Here is a 14,828-nt window from a genome sequence, read left to right on the forward strand (position 1 = left end):
GCCCTCAGCCGCCGGGCGGGTCCTATGAGCGGGGCCAAGATTGAGCTGCGCGGCGTCAGCTGGGGGCACACCCGCGGCATGCTGCCCCTGCACGCCACGGCCATGGCATTGCAGGATCAAGGCCAGCCCCTGCAGGTGCAGTGGGAGGTGCGCTCGCTGCAGCACTTTGCGGACCAGTCGGTGGCACAGCTGGCGCAGCGCTATGACTTGCTGGTGATTGATCACCCCAGCATTGGCGAGGCGGTTCACGCCGGTGCCTTCCTGCCCTTGGACAAGTGGGTGCCGGCGCAGGCCTTGCAGGATTTGGCGCGCCACAGTGTGGGCGTGTCGCACTGGAGCTATCAGTACCCCGACGAACAAGGGCAGGTGCGCCAGTGGGCGCTGGCGCTGGATGCGGCCACGCCCGTGGCGGCTTGGCCCCAAGGGCAGACTCAGCGGCCCGCAGACATTAGCGACTTGCTGGAATGGGGCCGTGCCGGGCGCCTGTCCATGGCGGCGTGGCCGCTGGACATGCTCATGCACTTCTATGGCATTTGCGAGGCCCTGGGCGAAGCACCCTTTTTGCGGCCCAGTGCCTTGGTGGCAGCTGAGGTGGGTGAACAGGCGCTGGTGTTGCTGCGCTCGATCAGCGACGCCTGCGGGCCGCAGGCGCAGCAGAGCAACCCCATCGCCGCTTTGCGCCGCCTGGCTTTGCAGCCCGGCAAGGCCCTGGCGCCGCAGTTCTGCCCCATGGCCTATGGCTATAGCAATTACGCGCGGCGGCCCCTGCCGGGTCAGCGCCGGCTGAGTTTTGGCAGCGTGCCCACCTTGGGTGGGCGGCCTTGGCGTACCACGCTGGGTGGTGCGGGCATTGCGGTGTCGGCGCACTGCGCCAACCCTGAAGCGGCCGCGCAGCACGCGTTGTGGTTGGCGGGCGCGCAGGTGCAGACCGGGCTTTACACCGAAGCCGGTGGGCAGCCCGGCCACCGTCAGGCGTGGTTGGACGAGTTCAACAACGACATGACGGGCGGCTACTTCCGCGACACCCTGGCGCAGCTCGACAGCGCTTACCTGCGCCCACGCTACCCCGGATATATCGAATTCCAAAGCGAAGGCACCGAGGTGATGGCGCGCTACCTGCGCCACGAACTCGACACCAAAGCTGCACTGGCGCAGCTGCAAGAAGCGGATGTGCGCCACCGCAAGGGCTGGCTCAACCACGACGACGCTCGGCTGCACGCGCTGGCGCAGGCGCTGCGCGCCGCGCCCGGTGTGGAGAGCGAAGGGGGCACGCATGACTGAGCGCACGCAAGTCCTGCCGGAGGCCGAACTGCCGCTGCAGGGCCTTTTGGTGCTGGACTTCAGCCAGTTTCTCAGCGGCCCCTCGGCGGCGCTGCGTCTGGCGGACATGGGGGCCACGGTCATCAAGATCGAACGCCCGCAAGTGGGCGAGCTGTGCCGCCAGCTCTACATCAGCGCGCTGCAGCTCGATGGCGACAGCACGCTGTTTCACACCATCAACCGCAACAAGCGCTCCTACGCCGCGGACTTGAAGAACCCGCAGCACCTGCAGAAGTTGCGCCAGCTCATCGCCAAAGCGGACGTGATGATTGCCAACTTCCGCCCGCAGGTGATGGAGCGCCTGGGCCTGGATGCCGCCAGCTGCCATGCCATCAATCCGGGCTTGGTGTACGGCAGCGTCACGGGCTACGGCAGCACCGGCCCCTGGGTGGACCTGCCCGGGCAGGACTTGCTGGCGCAGGCGCGCTCGGGCTTGGTGTGGCTCAACGGTGATGCCGAGCAAGGCCCCGTGCCCGTAGGTTTGGCGCTGGCGGACATCCTCACCGGCTCGCACCTGGTGCAGGGCATTCTGGCGGCGCTGCTGCGCCGCGGCCGCACCGGCAAGGGCGCGCATGTGGAGGTGAGCCTGCTGGAGTCCACGCTGGACTTTCAGTTCGAAGTGCTGACCACCCACCTCAACGACGGCGGGCAGCTGCCCCAGCGCGCCGCCGTGCGCAACGCCCATGCCTACTTGGGCGCGCCCTACGGCATCTACAGCACTGCCGATGGTGAGCTGGCACTGGCCATGGGTTCGCTCCACACCCTGGCGCAGGCTCTGGACTGCCCGGCCTTGCTGCCCTTTGCCGATCAAGGCGGCGATGTGGCCTGGCGCCAGCGCGACGACATCAAACGCCTGTTGGCCCAGCACTTGCGCCAGCACAGCACAGACCACTGGTTGGCGCGCTTGCAGGCGTTGGACTACTGGTGTGCGCCCGTCATGACCTGGCACGAATTGCTGCAGCACGAGGGCTTCAAAACCCTGGACTTTTTGCAAACCGTACAGCGCGACAACGGCGTGCAGCTGCGCACCACGCGCTGCCCCATCCGGGTGGACGGCAAGGTGCTGAAAAACGGGCGCGGCTCGCCGCACGTGGGCGAGCACAACGCCTGGGTGGAAGCGCAGTTCGGCTTGAACGACAAGGAGTCCCAAGCATGAGCCAGATGAAGCCTCCCGCCGCGCCGCAGCAAACGCCGGCGGCTCAGCACCAGTCCATTCCGATCTGGAATGCCGAGGACTGGTATTGGGAAGACATCCAGATCGGGCGCCAGATTCGCTCCATCAGCCGCACCATCAGCGAGGGTGAGAGCATGCAGTTCAACGCCCTGGTGATGGACCTGCACCCCTATGTGGCGGACGAGCCCTTTGCCCGCACCGAGGGCGTGTTCGGCCGCCGTCTGGTGGCTGGTGCCATGGTGTTCTCGCTGGGCTTGGGGCTGGTGGCCACCAACTGCCGCAACGCCTTCAGCTACGGCTACGACAAGCTGCGCTTTCGTCGCCCGGTGTTCATTGGCGACACCATCTACACCATCAAGACCGATCTCGACAAAAGCCGCAAAGCCGGTGAGATGGGTCTCTACCGCGCCAGCTACGAGATTTTCAACGCCGATCAAGAACTGGTGCTGTATTGCGAGCACCTGCAAACGGTGAAGTACCGCGACCCCGCCAACGGCCTGGCCACGGGAGCGTCTCATGCGTGAGTGGACCGACACCCATCTGCACCTGCTCGAGCCCGAGCATCTGCACTACGACTGGACGGCCGACTTCGCGCCGCTGCAAGGGCGCTTTGGGTGGGAGCGCTATGCCGCACAGGCGCAGGTGCTGGGCATCACCCGCGTGCTGCACATGGAGGTGGATGTGCGTGAGTCGCAGATGGAGGCGGAGTCCGACTTCATTGCCGCGCTGGCCCAGACCACCGAGCAGCCGCGCATCGTCGGCTTGATTGCGCCCTGCCGGCCCGAGCATGCAGACTTCCCGACCTATGTGGCGCGCCAAAAAGCGCAGCGCCCCCTGGTGCGCGGCTTTCGGCGCGTGCTGCACACCCAGGCCGATGAGCTCTCGCAACAAGCCGGGTTTGCCCAGCATGTGGCGCAGCTGGGTGCGCAGGGTTACAGCTACGACCTGTGCGTGGCCGCGCGCCAATTGCCGCTGGCCTTGGCCCTGGCACGTCAGGCGCCTCAGACCAACATCGTGCTGGACCACTGCGGCGTGCCCGATGTGGCGGGGCAGGGCCTGGACCCTTGGCGCCAGCAGCTGCGCGAGCTCGCCGCACTGCCGCACGTCCACTGCAAGATCTCCGGCGTGATTGCCTACGGCCGAGCCGCCGACTGGACCGACTTGCCCAGCATTGCCCGCGATCTGCGGCCCTTTGTGGAGCACGCCATCGACTGCTTCGGCTGGGACCGTGTGGTGTGGGGCAGTGACTGGCCGGTGTGCGAAGTGACGCGCCATTTGAGCGACTGGATGGGTGTCACCCAGCTGCTGCTGCAAGGCTGCTCGGGCGACGAAATCGACCGTTTGGCGCACCGCAACGCGCAGCGCATCTACCGCTTGGAGGCTGAGGCATGAGCAGCGTTTTGGACATCAACAGCCTGCAGCAGCACTGGCCGCTGCCCAGCGCGCCGCGGCCCATCGTGATTGTGGGCACGGGCGGCATCGTCAACGACGCGCACATGCCGGCCTACCGCAAGGCCGGGTTCAAGGTGGTGGGTCTGGTGGATGTGGACGCCGGGCGCCTGGCCCAGGCCGCACAGCGCTGGGAGGTGGCTGATACGGACACCGATGTGGCCGCCATGGCGGCGCGCCACCCTGATGCAGTGTTCGATGTGGCCGTGCCACCGGCAGCCATCTGCGCGGTGCTGCAGCAGTTGCCCGATGGGGCTTGCGTGCTCATCCAAAAGCCCATGGGCAGCGACTGGGCCCAGGCCCGCGACATCCTGGCGCTGTGCCGCTGCAAGAGCCTGATGGCTGCGGTGAACCACCAGCTGCGCTTTGCGCCCTACATGCTGGCTGTGCGCGACGCGCTGCAGCGCGGCTGGCTGGGTGAGCTCAGCGATGTGGACATGCACCTCAATTGCGCCGACCCCTGGCACCTCTTTCCCTTTCTTGAGGGCATGGCGCGGGTGGAGATCCAGGTGCACTCCATCCACTACCTGGACCTGATCCGCTCATTGCTGGGTGAGCCTCAGGGCGTCTACGCCCTGACCCTGGCCGACGCGCGCTACCCCAAGTTGGCCAGCACGCGCTCGTCAGTGATCCTGAACTACGGCGCCACATCGCGTGTGAGCCTTTCGCTCAATCACAACTACGCCCATGGCGAGCAGGGCCAGTGCGCACTGTTCAAGTTCGAGGGCACGCAAGGCGTGATCTTTGTGCAACTCGGGGTGATGCTGGACTACCCCCAAGGCCGTCCCGACAGCCTGCGCTTGAAGCACGCCAGCGGCGATTGGCAGGACCTGCCGCTGCAAGGCAGTTGGTTCCCGGACGCCTTCGTTGGCCCCATGGCCAATCTGCAGCGCTTTGCAGCGGGGCAGGACCCGCAGTTGCTCACCGCGGTGGGCGATGTAGTTCACACCATGGCCTTGGTGGAGGCGGCCTACCAGTCCAGTGCGACAGGGGGGCAGCGTCTGCCCAGCCTGTGAGTGGCAGGTCTTGGCATCTGCCCCCGCCTTGGAGTCATCGCAGTACCCGTAGTGAGTGCTTCCCCTGCAGCACGGTGCAAGTGCAGCAGGTGGGGCTCTTGGCAAGAAAAGAAAAGACAGTTCGCGCCCTCGATCACGAAGCCTATGGGCTTCACACCCGCAAGCAACACCGCATTGAGAACACGGAGACACGCGCAATGAAACTCAAACACGCATACGCAGTGCTGGCGCTGGGCGCCATGGCCGGAATGGTCCATGCCCAGGATGCAGACAAAGCCAGCGTCACCCTGTGGGGGGTGGCTGACGTCAACTACGGCGTGACCACCAACGTGGCAGGCAAGGGCACGCAGGTGGCCGCTGGCCAGGGTGGCATGTACGGCAGCCGCCTTGGGGTCAATGGCAAGTCCGCCAAGATGGCCAATGGTCTGCGCGCCATCTTCAGCGCCGAAGGGGCGGTCAACCCACCCTACCCCAGCGCTTTCAACTTCAACCGTTATGCCTTTGTGGGCCTGGAGGGTGACTTCGGCCGCCTGCGCCTGGGCACCACCATGCGGCCGTATGACGACACCGCATGGAACTACGAGGCACTGGACAGCATGGCCTTTTCCTTGGGGCCGGTGAGTTCCTGGCGAGCCTTTGGCGCCAACACCAAGGCCATTCGCTACAACACCAATGACCTGGGTAACAAGACGGTGCTGGACATGTTCCTCAGCGCGGGCGGTGTGGCGGGCAAGTCCTCGGCCGGTACGCGCTACGGCGCTCAAGTGACCACGACTTTGGGGGTCACTGATGTGCTGGCCTACTACGAACGCTCCAACGACGCAGATGGCAAGCAGACGCAGACCACCCAGGGCTGGAACGATTCCACCGGCAATGTGCTGGCCTTGATGACCCGCACCAACATCGACAACGTCAAGCTCTATGCCGGTGTGCACCGCTATGGCGCACCTGATGCGGCGCCCACCGACCCCACCCGCACGCAAATCTGGCATGTGGGGGCCTCTGTGCAGGCGACCACGGACTTGAACCTCAAGCTGGGCTATTACGCGCTGAGCCACGCCGGCCATGGCGTGACCAAGGCCGGAGCCAAAACCTTTGCCGCAGCGGCGCAATACAACCTGGGTTTTGCCTGGGTCTATGCGGTGGCTGGGCATCTGGCCAACGAGGCCAACGGTACCGTGGACATCACCGGCGCCAATGGCGCGCAGCCCAAGGGCTCGTCGCAAAACGGTCTGAAAGTGGGCCTGACCTATGTCTTCTGAGGTCTGAACGTCGGCCGCGCTGCTCCAGGGTGCGCGGCTGGCTCCAAGTTGCACTGCGATGGGGTCAGCTGTCAGGGCTCCAGCGGTTCATGCCGAGTTGAGGGCCGATGTGAACCGCTCGCGTTTGAGGCGCCTGGCACGGCGTGCCGGGTCAGGCGCCCCTTTTTTTCTCGCCTTCAAGAACGACACCATGGCCAGCGTCAGCATTCGCAATATTCACAAACGCTACGGCAGCATTGCCGTGCTCAAGGGCGTCAGCATCGACATCCCCGATGGCGACTTCACCGTGTTGGTGGGCCCCTCGGGCTGCGGCAAGTCCACCTTGCTGCGCATGATCGCGGGCCTGGAGGACATCAGCAGCGGTGAGATTCACATCGGCGATCGGGTCGTCAACGACCTGGCTCCGCGTGAACGCGACATCGCCATGGTGTTCCAGAACTACGCGCTGTACCCGCACATGACGGTGCGCGAGAACATGTCCTTCGCGCTGCGCCTGATGAAGCTGCCCGAGGCCGAGGTGCGCAAGCGCACCGAAAGCGCGGCGCAGATTCTGGGCCTGGGGGCACTGATGGACCGCTACCCGCGCCAGCTCTCGGGCGGGCAGCGCCAGCGTGTGGCCATGGGCCGCGCCATCGTGCGCCAGCCCCAGGCCTTTTTGTTCGATGAACCCCTCTCCAACCTCGACGCCAAGCTGCGCGTGAGCATGCGCACCGAGATCAAAGCGCTGCACCAGCGGCTGCGCACCACCTCGGTCTATGTCACGCACGATCAGGTTGAGGCCATGACCATGGCCGACACCATCGTGGTGCTCAACGATGGGCATATCGAGCAGCAGGGCGCGCCGCTGGAGCTGTATGACGACCCCGTCAATCGCTTTGTGGCGCAGTTCATCGGTTCTCCCTCCATGAACCTGCTGCCCGCCAAGGTCCAGGGTGAACAGCTGCAGGTGGGGGCGGATTGGGTGCCCTCTCCAGCGGCCTCGCTGACACAGGGGCGGCGCGTGCAGCTGGGGGTTCGCCCTGAGCACTGGCAGGTGGTGGGCGAGGGCGGTTTGGCCGCGCAGGTGCGCGTCATCGAGCCCACCGGTGCTGACATCCTGGTGTACGTGGAGCTTGCCGGACAAGAAGTGTGTGTGCTGCTGCGCGAGCGCCTGCCGCTGCAGATCGGCCAAGTCCTTCGTCTGCAGCCCCAGCGCAGCTTTGTGTTTGATCCGGACACCGGACGGCGCATCCGGTAGTTCTGCCAGCAGTACGCGCCTCTTTCTCACCAAACCTCAACAATCGGAGACACCTCCATGGCTATCTCAACCAAGCTGTTGGCATTGACGGCAGCAGTGTTCGGCGCCCATCTGCTGACTGCGGGCAGCGTCCAGGCGCAGGACTTCAAGGGCTACACGCTCAAGGTCAAACTCATCGGCGGCGCGCAGTACGAGCCGCTCTACACGCTGATCCCCGAGTGGGAGAAGAAGACCGGCGCCAAGGTGGAAATCCTCTCGCGCAAAAACCACTTCGAGCTGGACAAGGAAATCAAGCAAGACATCGCCGCGGGCAAGATCGACTACTGCGTGGCCTCCAACCACACCAGCTTCGCGCCGCAGTACGGTGATATCTATCGCGACCTCAAGGCCGAGCTGCCCGCGTCCTACCTCGGCAACTTCCTGCCCCTGGTGCTGCAGCACTCCACGGTGGATGGCAAGCTCGTGCAGCTGCCGCGCCATTCCGATGTCAGCACGCTCTACTACAACAAGAGCTTCTACGAGAGCGCCGAAAACCAAAAGGCCTACAAAGCCAAGTACGGCAAGGTGCTGGCACCGCCCCAGACCTGGGCTGAGTTCTCACAGCAAGCCAAGTTCTTCGCCAAGCCGCCCGCCACCTACGGCACCCAGTTCCCCGGCAAGGACGAGGCCCTGAACGGCCGCTTCTACGAGATGGTGATTGCCGAAGGCGGCCAGATGTTCGACGCCAAGTGGAACCCTGTCTTCAACAGCGAAGCCGGCGTGCGCGCGCTGAACTTCTTTGTCGACCTCTACAAGAGCGGCGCCGTGCCCAAGGGCGTGCCCAACTACCTGTGGGACGACCTGGGTCAGGGCTTTGCCAGCGGCAACGTGGCGCTGGACCTGGACTGGGGCGGCTGGGCTGCCTTCTTCAACGACCCCAAGAACTCCAAGGTCGCCGGCAAGATCGGCATCGTGCGCGCACCCAAGGGCAGCAGTGGCAAGCGTACTGGCTGGGCCGGTTCGCACAGCTTCTCCATCACCAAAGGCTGCGACAACCCCAAGGCGGCGGCCGACTTCGTGATGGCGCTGACCTCGCTGGACGCTCAGCTCATGGAAGGTCGCAAAGGTCTGATGCCCACACGCAAGGATGCCCAGCAAAAGACGCTGGCTGAGTTCAAGGCCAAGGGCGACACCTACATGGTCGAGATCTTCAGCACCTTCTCTGCCGCCATGGCCGAGGACGCTTTCACCCCGCCGCTGGTGTCGGAGTGGATCGAGGTGTCCAACAAGCTGTGGCCTGAGCTGCAAAAAGCCATCGTGGGCGAGAAGAGCGCCAAGGCAGCTTTGGACGACGCAGCCAAGAAGGTGCGTGAAGTGATGAAGGAGTCCGGGCGTCTGAAGTAAAGCGCCCAAGCGCTCAGGCGCCGGTGACCCGCACCATGCCGCGGTGTGGGTCACCCCGTTTTATTGCAGTTGCTGTTTGAGTTACGGAACTCCCAAGTCATCATGCGTTTGCCTACCCCCATCAAGCTGCTGCTACCGGCGGTGTTGGTGTTGAGTTTTGTGATTGCATTGCCGCTCTTGCTGTCGGCATGGTCCAGCCTCACGCCCTACAAGCTCACCAAACCTGCCACGCTGTGGCATTTCATTGGCTGGGACAACTACCTCGCCTTGTTCAGCAACGAGGACTACTGGTGGGCGTTTGGCCGCACCGTGTTCTTCCTCACCGTGGTGCTCAACCTTGAGCTGCTGCTCGGGCTGGGCCTGGCCCTGCTGATCAACGAAGTCACCCGCGGCCAGCGCGTGCTGCGCACGGTGCTGATGTTCCCCATGATGTTCTCGCCCATCCTGGTGGGCTTTCAGTTCAAGTTCATGCTCAACGACAACACGGGGGTCGTGAACTACTTGCTGCACCAGTGGTTTGGCGTGGAGCAGGCCGTGCCCTGGCTGGTGGACGCCTCGCTGGCGCTGACTTCGCTGGCGGTGGCAGAGATTTGGAACTCCACCTCGGTCTTTGCCATTTTGCTGCTGGCCGGTTTGATGGCTATGCCCAAAGACCCGCTGGAAGCTGCCAAGGTCGATGGCTGTAACGCGTGGCAGAGCTTTCGCCATGTCACGCTGCCCTTCCTGATGCCCTTCATCTGGATCGCCATGACCATCCGCTCGCTGGACATCGGGCGGGCCTTTGACATCGTCAAGATCATGACCAACGGTGGCCCTGGCGGGCGCACCGAACTGCTGTGGACGCTGCTGGCGCGCGTGGGTTACGAGGACGCGCGCATGGGCGTGGCCAATGCCATGGGCTATGTGGCCATTCTGCTGTCCATCGGTTTCACCATCCACTTCTTCAACAAGCTGCAGACCGCGCGTGAGCATCTGGGCTGAGCGCCGCACTAGGAATTCGAATCATGCGTAATCGCTGGCATCAAGCCTGGGTTTTGCTGGGCGTGTTTATCGCCATGAGCTTCATCTGCCTGCCGGGCTTATGGGTGGTGCTCAATGCCTTTCGCCCCAACATCGCCATCCTCAGCAACGAAAGTCCGCTGAACTTCTCCAGCTACACGCTGGACAACTTCCGCAACATCATGGGCTGGGGCGAGATGGCCGCGCTGCCCGTGGTGGCGTACTTCCGCAATTCGCTGCTGGTGGCGCTGGTGAGCACCGCCGCGGCCATGGTGGTGGGTGTGGCCGGGGGCTATGCCTTCGCGCGCTACGAGTTCCGCTGGAAGAAGCAGTTCTTCATCGGCCTCATGCTCACGCGCGCCATTCCCGGTGTGGCCTTGTCGCTGCCGGTGTTCATCATGTGGTCCTGGCTGGGTCTCATCGACACCCACCTGGGCCTGATCCTGGTCTACCTGGCGCTGAACATCCCGTTCTCGATTTGGTTGATCGACGGCTTTTTCCGCCAGATTCCCGGTGAGCTCTACCAAGCCGCCGAGATCGACGGCTGCACACGCTGGCAAGCGTTTTGGATGATTGAGCTGCCGCTGGCGCGCAGCGGCATTGCGGCCGCGGCCATCTTCTCCTTCCTCACCAGCTGGAATGAGTTTGCGCTGGCCAGCAACCTCACCCGATCGTCCTCCACCAAATCCCTGCCCGTGGGTTTGATGGACTTCACCTCCCAGTTCACCATCGACTGGTCGGGCATGTGCGCCATGGCTGTGATCATCATCGTGCCCGCACTGGTGCTGACCTTCATCGTCCAAAAACACCTCATCGCCGGACTCACATTTGGCGGCGTCAAAGGCTGATGCCACCCTAAGGAAGCACTCATGAACTCACAACGACTCAAGGGCAAGCATGTCCTCGTCACGGCAGCAGCGCAGGGCATAGGGCGTGCTGCGGTCTTGGCCATGGTGGCCGAAGGCGCGCAAGTGCTGGCCACCGATCTCAACGAAGAGGCCCTCGAGGCCCTGCGCCTGGAGGCACCTGACCATGTGCAGACGCGCGTGCTCAACGTCTGCGATGCAGCACAAATTCAGCAAGTCGTCAGCACGCGTGAGCACTGGGACGTGCTCTTCAACTGTGCAGGCTATGTGCACCACGGCAGCTTGCTCGATTGCGACGACGCCGCCTGGGACTTGAGCTTTGACCTCAACGCCAAAGCCATGGCGCGCACCATGCGCGCCGTGCTCCCGGGCATGCTGGCCCAGCGCCGCGGCTCCATCATCAACATGGCCTCGGTGGCCTCCAGCATCAAGGGCGTGCCGCTGCGCTGCGCCTATGGGGCTTCCAAAGCCGCCGTCATCGGCCTGAGCAAATCCGTGGCAGCCGATTTTGTGCAGCAGGGTGTGCGTGTCAATGTGGTGTGTCCGGGCACTGTGGAGTCCCCCTCTTTGCGGCAACGCATCGCCGAACAGGCCGACAAAAACGGTCAGTCCGTCGACACCGTGGAAGCCGCATTTCGCGCGCGCCAACCCATGGGGCGTTTGGGCACAGCCGAAGAAATCGCGCAGCTCGTGGTCTATCTGGCCAGCGACGAATCCAGCTACACCACTGGCACTGTGCACATCATCGACGGCGGCTGGTCGAACTGAGAAAAGGACGGCACCCTATGCAAGACGAACAAAGCTTGCGCGCTGGTTTGGCGCGCTGCTATGGCGGCATCCTGCACGACGTCATGCGCGCGCGCGGCCTCACCGACTTCACGCTGCCGCCCACGCTCACGCCGCTGGAAGACTGCAGCACACCGCTCTTTGGCCCCGCCTTCACCATGCTGGGGCGCCCGCAGCCAGGAGCGGGTGAACACGCGACCCTGCTGGCTTGGACGGGCTTTCTGTCGCGTGCGCCCAGCGGGCATGTGGTGGTGATTCAGCCCAACGACAACGAAGTCGCGCACATGGGCGAGCTCTCAGCCGAAACCCTGAAACTCAAAGGCGTGGCGGGTGTGGTGGTGGATGGCGGCGCACGCGATGTGAGCTTCATCCGCAGCATCGGGCTGCCCGTGTGGTCGCGCTACCGCACACCGCGCGACGTGGTCAACTACTGGCTCCCGGAAGCCTTCGATGTGCCGGTGCAAATCGGCGCCGTGCGTATCGTGCCCGGTGATTGGATCTTTGCCGATGCCGACGGTGTGCTGTGCTTGCCTCAGGCGCACGCACAGGCGGTGGTGGCCAGGTCTTTGGAGCTCATCGAAACAGAGAACCTCGTGCGCCGCGATATCCTGCAGGGCATCGATCCGCAGGAGGCGTATTTGCGCCACCGCAAGTTCTGAGCCGTCATGGCGCGCCTGGCGCGTTTGGCGGATCCACTAAAGTGCATATCCCCCAGTGAAGAGCTTTTGAGAATGCCCAGAAAAGCGACCAGCGAGCAAAACTCCGATAACGCCCGCGACAACAAGTACGCTGCCCCCGCGTTGGAAAAAGGGCTGGACATTTTGGAGGCCTTGGCCGACGAGGCCGTCGGGCTGACCCAGTCTGAGCTGGCCCAACGACTGGGTCGCTCCACCAGCGAAATCTTCCGCATGGTGCAGACCTTGCAGCGTCGGGGTTGGGTGATGGTGATGCCCGGCGACCGCTACCGCCTGTCCCTGCACATGTTTGAGCTGTCGCACCGCCAACGGCCGCTGCGCTCGCTGGTGGAGGCGGCACTGCCGCTGATGCAGGACGTCAGCCGGCGCCTGCTGCAGTCTTGCCATCTGTCTGTGGCTGAGTCGGGGCGGCTCATGGTCGTGGCCCAGACCGACTCACCGGGCATGCTGTGTTTTGCCGTGCGCACCGGCGCTGTGCTGGGTTTGCTCAACACATCCTCCGGCCATGTGCTGCTGGCCTTTGCCTCCGATGCTGAGCGCGAGCGCATCATTGACGCCCACATCATGCTCTCAGGCGGTTTGATCAAACGCCCGGCCGGGCTGGACGATGTGCTGGACGAGGTGCGTCGGCAGGGCTATGCCCAGGAGCGCAGCGAGCAAGTTTTTGGCGTCACCAACCTGGCCTTCCCGGTGTTTGACCGCTCCGGCCTGCCGGTGGCCTCTATGGTCATCCCGTTCCTGGAGGGGCTGGGTGGGCCGGACCGCGAGACCCAAATCCAGGAGGCCCTGGGGCTGTTGGGGCAAACTGCCGCGGCCTTGTCGCGCCGCCTGGGCTATGTGGCGGCTGAGGCCGAGCTGCAGGCCTGAGAGATAGACAAACGCAGCGCGTCCAGCACGTTTTCGGCCGGAGCAACCCACAGCCCACGTGCGCGTGCGCGCTTGGCCAAGGCGCGCAGGTCTTTGTCGCGGGTCAAGAGCGCAAAGCAGCCTTGGGCCAGTGCGAAGTCGATGAACTTCTGGTCGTCCCCATCGCGACAGCGCAGGCGCATATCTGTCTGGGCCTCGGCCAGCTCCGTGCAGTGGCTCGCGAAGGCGGCCTCAATGGCCGCCAAGTCTGGGTTCCAGCGCTGAGCCACGCCACGCCCCAGTACATGCAAGAGCTCTTCGCGCATGGCGGGGCAACCCAGCCAACGCAGCTGCCCGTTCCCCAGGGCCTGTCCCAGCTCCAGCCCTATCGGGTCGCGAAACACCAACCATTCCATCAGCGTCTGGGTGTCGATCACCACTGGCCAGGGCATGGCTTGGGGTAGGGGCAGCGGAGGGGGTGTGGCAGGCAAGAGCAGGGCCTATGGGTGGGGTAAGGCTGCTCATTGTCCGGGTAAAGCCGCACGATCTAGGCCTGCTGCACGAACGCAGCTTGCATGCAATGCCACAGCCGGCCTACAATACTCGGCTCTTCGGCCTACGGGTGCCGTGCTTGGGTCTGCGCGTTTGGTGGCTTACACCGGGCGGGGCGGGCAGTGCGGTACAGCAGCGGGCCGGAGTTGTGACTTCAAACGGGAACAAGTTACTTATGCCAACCATTAACCAGCTCGTTCGCCACGGTCGCGAGACCGAGGTGACGAAATCCAAGTCGCCGGCCATGCAGTCCTGCCCACAACGTCGTGGCGTCTGCACCCGCGTTTACACCACCACCCCGAAGAAGCCGAACTCGGCGCTGCGTAAGGTGGCCAAGGTGCGTCTGACCAACGGTTTTGAGGTCATTTCCTATATCGGCGGTGAAGGCCACAACCTGCAAGAGCACAGCGTCGTGCTGGTGCGCGGCGGTCGTGTCAAGGATCTGCCCGGTGTGCGTTACCACATCGTCCGTGGCTCGCTGGACCTGCAAGGCGTGAAAGACCGCAAGCAGTCGCGCTCCAAGTACGGTGCCAAGCGCCCCAAGAAGGCTTAATTGCCAAAGTTTTGGAGTTTGCCGGGCACATCGCCCAGCGTCTCTCCAAGTTTTGCGGAGCCGGTGCTGTTTGGCACCTCAACCGAGTAAGTGGATCCCCCTGAGTCGTTCGGTGGTGGTCCGCGGTGTAGGGCAAAGCCCTCGCCAACTGAAGCATTGAAGGAAGATTCCCATGCCACGTCGTCGCGAAGTACCCAAGCGCGAAATCCTGCCGGATCCCAAGTTCGGCAACGTTGATCTGTCCAAGTTCATGAACGTCATCATGGAATCGGGCAAAAAAGCGGTCGCAGAACGCATCATCTACGGCGCTCTCGAGCAAATCGAGAAGAAGGTCGGCAAAGACCCGCTGGAAGTGTTCATGGTCGCCCTGAACAACGTCAAGCCCATGGTCGAAGTGAAGTCCCGCCGTGTTGGCGGTGCGAACTACCAAGTTCCCGTGGAAGTTCGTCCCGTTCGCCGCGTGGCTCTGGCCATGCGTTGGCTGAAGGAATCGGCCCGCAAGCGTGGTGAGAAGTCCATGGCTCAACGCCTGGCCAACGAGCTGCTGGAAGCAGCCGAAGGCCGCGGTGGCGCCATGAAGAAGCGCGACGAGGTGCACCGCATGGCAGAAGCCAACCGCGCCTTCTCGCACTTCCGCTTCTAAAATCCACCACTTCAGCCGCCTCGGGTATTCACCTACCCGCTGGCGGC

General features: G+C 64.0%; 16 protein-coding genes. 15 read left to right on the forward strand and 1 reads right to left on the reverse strand.

Translation table 11 applies throughout. The features are described from left to right. Positions 1-24: 24 nt before the first annotated feature. The 13 genes from ACG0Z6_RS10345 to ACG0Z6_RS10405 all read left to right on the forward strand — a co-directional run bounded on the left by ACG0Z6_RS10345 (position 25) and on the right by ACG0Z6_RS10405 (position 13,054). Positions 25-1,281: a type 2 periplasmic-binding domain-containing protein gene (locus ACG0Z6_RS10345; protein WP_394461079.1), complete on the forward strand. Its 1,257-nt coding sequence runs from the start codon at positions 25-27 to the stop codon at positions 1,279-1,281. Continuing rightward, positions 1,274-2,476, forward strand: coding sequence for a CaiB/BaiF CoA transferase family protein (locus tag ACG0Z6_RS10350; protein WP_394461081.1), 1,203 nt, complete (start codon positions 1,274-1,276; stop codon positions 2,474-2,476). Before ACG0Z6_RS10345 ends, ACG0Z6_RS10350 begins: the two co-directional genes overlap by 8 nt. Further along, on the forward strand, positions 2,473-3,018 hold the full coding sequence (locus ACG0Z6_RS10355) for a MaoC family dehydratase (protein WP_394461083.1): 546 nt from the start codon (positions 2,473-2,475) through the stop codon (positions 3,016-3,018). Before ACG0Z6_RS10350 ends, ACG0Z6_RS10355 begins: the two co-directional genes overlap by 4 nt. Continuing rightward, positions 3,011-3,886: an amidohydrolase family protein gene (locus ACG0Z6_RS10360; protein ID WP_394461085.1), complete on the forward strand. Its 876-nt coding sequence runs from the start codon at positions 3,011-3,013 to the stop codon at positions 3,884-3,886. Before ACG0Z6_RS10355 ends, ACG0Z6_RS10360 begins: the two co-directional genes overlap by 8 nt. Further along, positions 3,883-4,959: a Gfo/Idh/MocA family protein gene (locus ACG0Z6_RS10365; RefSeq protein WP_394461086.1), complete on the forward strand. Its 1,077-nt coding sequence runs from the start codon at positions 3,883-3,885 to the stop codon at positions 4,957-4,959. Before ACG0Z6_RS10360 ends, ACG0Z6_RS10365 begins: the two co-directional genes overlap by 4 nt. Before the next feature lie 197 nt (positions 4,960-5,156). Next, positions 5,157-6,221: a porin gene (locus tag ACG0Z6_RS10370; protein WP_394461088.1), complete on the forward strand. Its 1,065-nt coding sequence runs from the start codon at positions 5,157-5,159 to the stop codon at positions 6,219-6,221. A gap of 190 nt (positions 6,222-6,411) precedes the next feature. Next, a complete protein-coding gene (locus ACG0Z6_RS10375) occupies positions 6,412-7,458 on the forward strand; it encodes an ABC transporter ATP-binding protein (protein ID WP_394461089.1) in 1,047 nt (348 codons plus the stop codon). 57 nt (positions 7,459-7,515) lie between these two features. Then, a complete protein-coding gene (locus ACG0Z6_RS10380; protein WP_394461091.1) occupies positions 7,516-8,841 on the forward strand; it encodes an ABC transporter substrate-binding protein in 1,326 nt (441 codons plus the stop codon). 102 nt (positions 8,842-8,943) lie between these two features. Continuing rightward, a complete protein-coding gene (locus ACG0Z6_RS10385) occupies positions 8,944-9,822 on the forward strand; it encodes a carbohydrate ABC transporter permease (RefSeq protein ID WP_394461093.1) in 879 nt (292 codons plus the stop codon). Positions 9,823-9,845: 23 nt separating this feature from the next. Next, positions 9,846-10,688, forward strand: a complete 843-nt coding sequence (locus tag ACG0Z6_RS10390; RefSeq protein WP_394461095.1) for a carbohydrate ABC transporter permease — start codon at positions 9,846-9,848, stop codon at positions 10,686-10,688. A gap of 21 nt (positions 10,689-10,709) precedes the next feature. Continuing rightward, entirely contained in the window at positions 10,710-11,474 is a 765-nt protein-coding gene (locus ACG0Z6_RS10395) for an SDR family oxidoreductase (RefSeq protein WP_394461097.1), read from the forward strand. Positions 11,475-11,491: 17 nt separating this feature from the next. Continuing rightward, positions 11,492-12,151, forward strand: coding sequence for an RraA family protein (locus tag ACG0Z6_RS10400; RefSeq protein ID WP_394461099.1), 660 nt, complete (start codon positions 11,492-11,494; stop codon positions 12,149-12,151). A 72-nt stretch (positions 12,152-12,223) separates the two neighbouring features. Next, positions 12,224-13,054: an IclR family transcriptional regulator gene (locus tag ACG0Z6_RS10405; RefSeq protein ID WP_394461101.1), complete on the forward strand. Its 831-nt coding sequence runs from the start codon at positions 12,224-12,226 to the stop codon at positions 13,052-13,054. On the opposite strand, the gene ACG0Z6_RS10410 is transcribed toward ACG0Z6_RS10405, so the two are convergent. Then, positions 13,021-13,485 carry a PIN domain-containing protein gene (locus tag ACG0Z6_RS10410; RefSeq protein WP_394461102.1) on the reverse strand — a complete coding sequence of 155 codons (465 nt, stop codon included), beginning with the start codon at positions 13,483-13,485 and terminating at the stop codon, positions 13,021-13,023. The genes ACG0Z6_RS10405 and ACG0Z6_RS10410 overlap by 34 nt on opposite strands. A 275-nt stretch (positions 13,486-13,760) precedes the next feature. Here ACG0Z6_RS10410 and rpsL point away from each other — a divergent pair, with 275 nt between their 5' ends. Together rpsL and rpsG are read left to right on the forward strand one after the other, a co-directional pair. Then, entirely contained in the window at positions 13,761-14,138 is a 378-nt protein-coding gene (rpsL, locus tag ACG0Z6_RS10415; RefSeq protein ID WP_058933591.1) for a 30S ribosomal protein S12, read from the forward strand. A 172-nt stretch (positions 14,139-14,310) separates the two neighbouring features. Further along, positions 14,311-14,781: a 30S ribosomal protein S7 gene (gene rpsG / locus ACG0Z6_RS10420; RefSeq protein ID WP_394461104.1), complete on the forward strand. Its 471-nt coding sequence runs from the start codon at positions 14,311-14,313 to the stop codon at positions 14,779-14,781. Positions 14,782-14,828: the final 47 nt, after the last annotated feature.

It is taken from the genome of Roseateles rivi (assembly GCF_043555845.1).
GTDB classification, from domain to species: Bacteria; Pseudomonadota; Gammaproteobacteria; order Burkholderiales; family Burkholderiaceae_C; genus Roseateles; species Roseateles rivi.

What these genes read in the sequence shown, in the direction of transcription:
- ACG0Z6_RS10345 (WP_394461079.1), top strand. Translation starts at nt 25, where the DNA reads ATGAGCGGGGCCAAGATTGAGCTGCGCGGCGTCAGCTGGGGGCACACC.
- ACG0Z6_RS10350 (WP_394461081.1), top strand. Translation starts at nt 1,274, where the DNA reads ATGACTGAGCGCACGCAAGTCCTGCCGGAGGCCGAACTGCCGCTGCAG.
- ACG0Z6_RS10355 (WP_394461083.1), top strand. Translation starts at nt 2,473, where the DNA reads ATGAGCCAGATGAAGCCTCCCGCCGCGCCGCAGCAAACGCCGGCGGCT.
- ACG0Z6_RS10360 (WP_394461085.1), top strand. Translation starts at nt 3,011, where the DNA reads ATGCGTGAGTGGACCGACACCCATCTGCACCTGCTCGAGCCCGAGCAT.
- ACG0Z6_RS10365 (WP_394461086.1), top strand. Translation starts at nt 3,883, where the DNA reads ATGAGCAGCGTTTTGGACATCAACAGCCTGCAGCAGCACTGGCCGCTG.
- ACG0Z6_RS10370 (WP_394461088.1), top strand. Translation starts at nt 5,157, where the DNA reads ATGAAACTCAAACACGCATACGCAGTGCTGGCGCTGGGCGCCATGGCC.
- ACG0Z6_RS10375 (WP_394461089.1), top strand. Translation starts at nt 6,412, where the DNA reads ATGGCCAGCGTCAGCATTCGCAATATTCACAAACGCTACGGCAGCATT.
- ACG0Z6_RS10380 (WP_394461091.1), top strand. Translation starts at nt 7,516, where the DNA reads ATGGCTATCTCAACCAAGCTGTTGGCATTGACGGCAGCAGTGTTCGGC.
- ACG0Z6_RS10385 (WP_394461093.1), top strand. Translation starts at nt 8,944, where the DNA reads ATGCGTTTGCCTACCCCCATCAAGCTGCTGCTACCGGCGGTGTTGGTG.
- ACG0Z6_RS10390 (WP_394461095.1), top strand. Translation starts at nt 9,846, where the DNA reads ATGCGTAATCGCTGGCATCAAGCCTGGGTTTTGCTGGGCGTGTTTATC.
- ACG0Z6_RS10395 (WP_394461097.1), top strand. Translation starts at nt 10,710, where the DNA reads ATGAACTCACAACGACTCAAGGGCAAGCATGTCCTCGTCACGGCAGCA.
- ACG0Z6_RS10400 (WP_394461099.1), top strand. Translation starts at nt 11,492, where the DNA reads ATGCAAGACGAACAAAGCTTGCGCGCTGGTTTGGCGCGCTGCTATGGC.
- ACG0Z6_RS10405 (WP_394461101.1), top strand. Translation starts at nt 12,224, where the DNA reads ATGCCCAGAAAAGCGACCAGCGAGCAAAACTCCGATAACGCCCGCGAC.
- ACG0Z6_RS10410 (WP_394461102.1), bottom strand. Translation starts at nt 13,485, where the DNA reads ATGCCCTGGCCAGTGGTGATCGACACCCAGACGCTGATGGAATGGTTG.
- rpsL (WP_058933591.1), top strand. Translation starts at nt 13,761, where the DNA reads ATGCCAACCATTAACCAGCTCGTTCGCCACGGTCGCGAGACCGAGGTG.
- rpsG (WP_394461104.1), top strand. Translation starts at nt 14,311, where the DNA reads ATGCCACGTCGTCGCGAAGTACCCAAGCGCGAAATCCTGCCGGATCCC.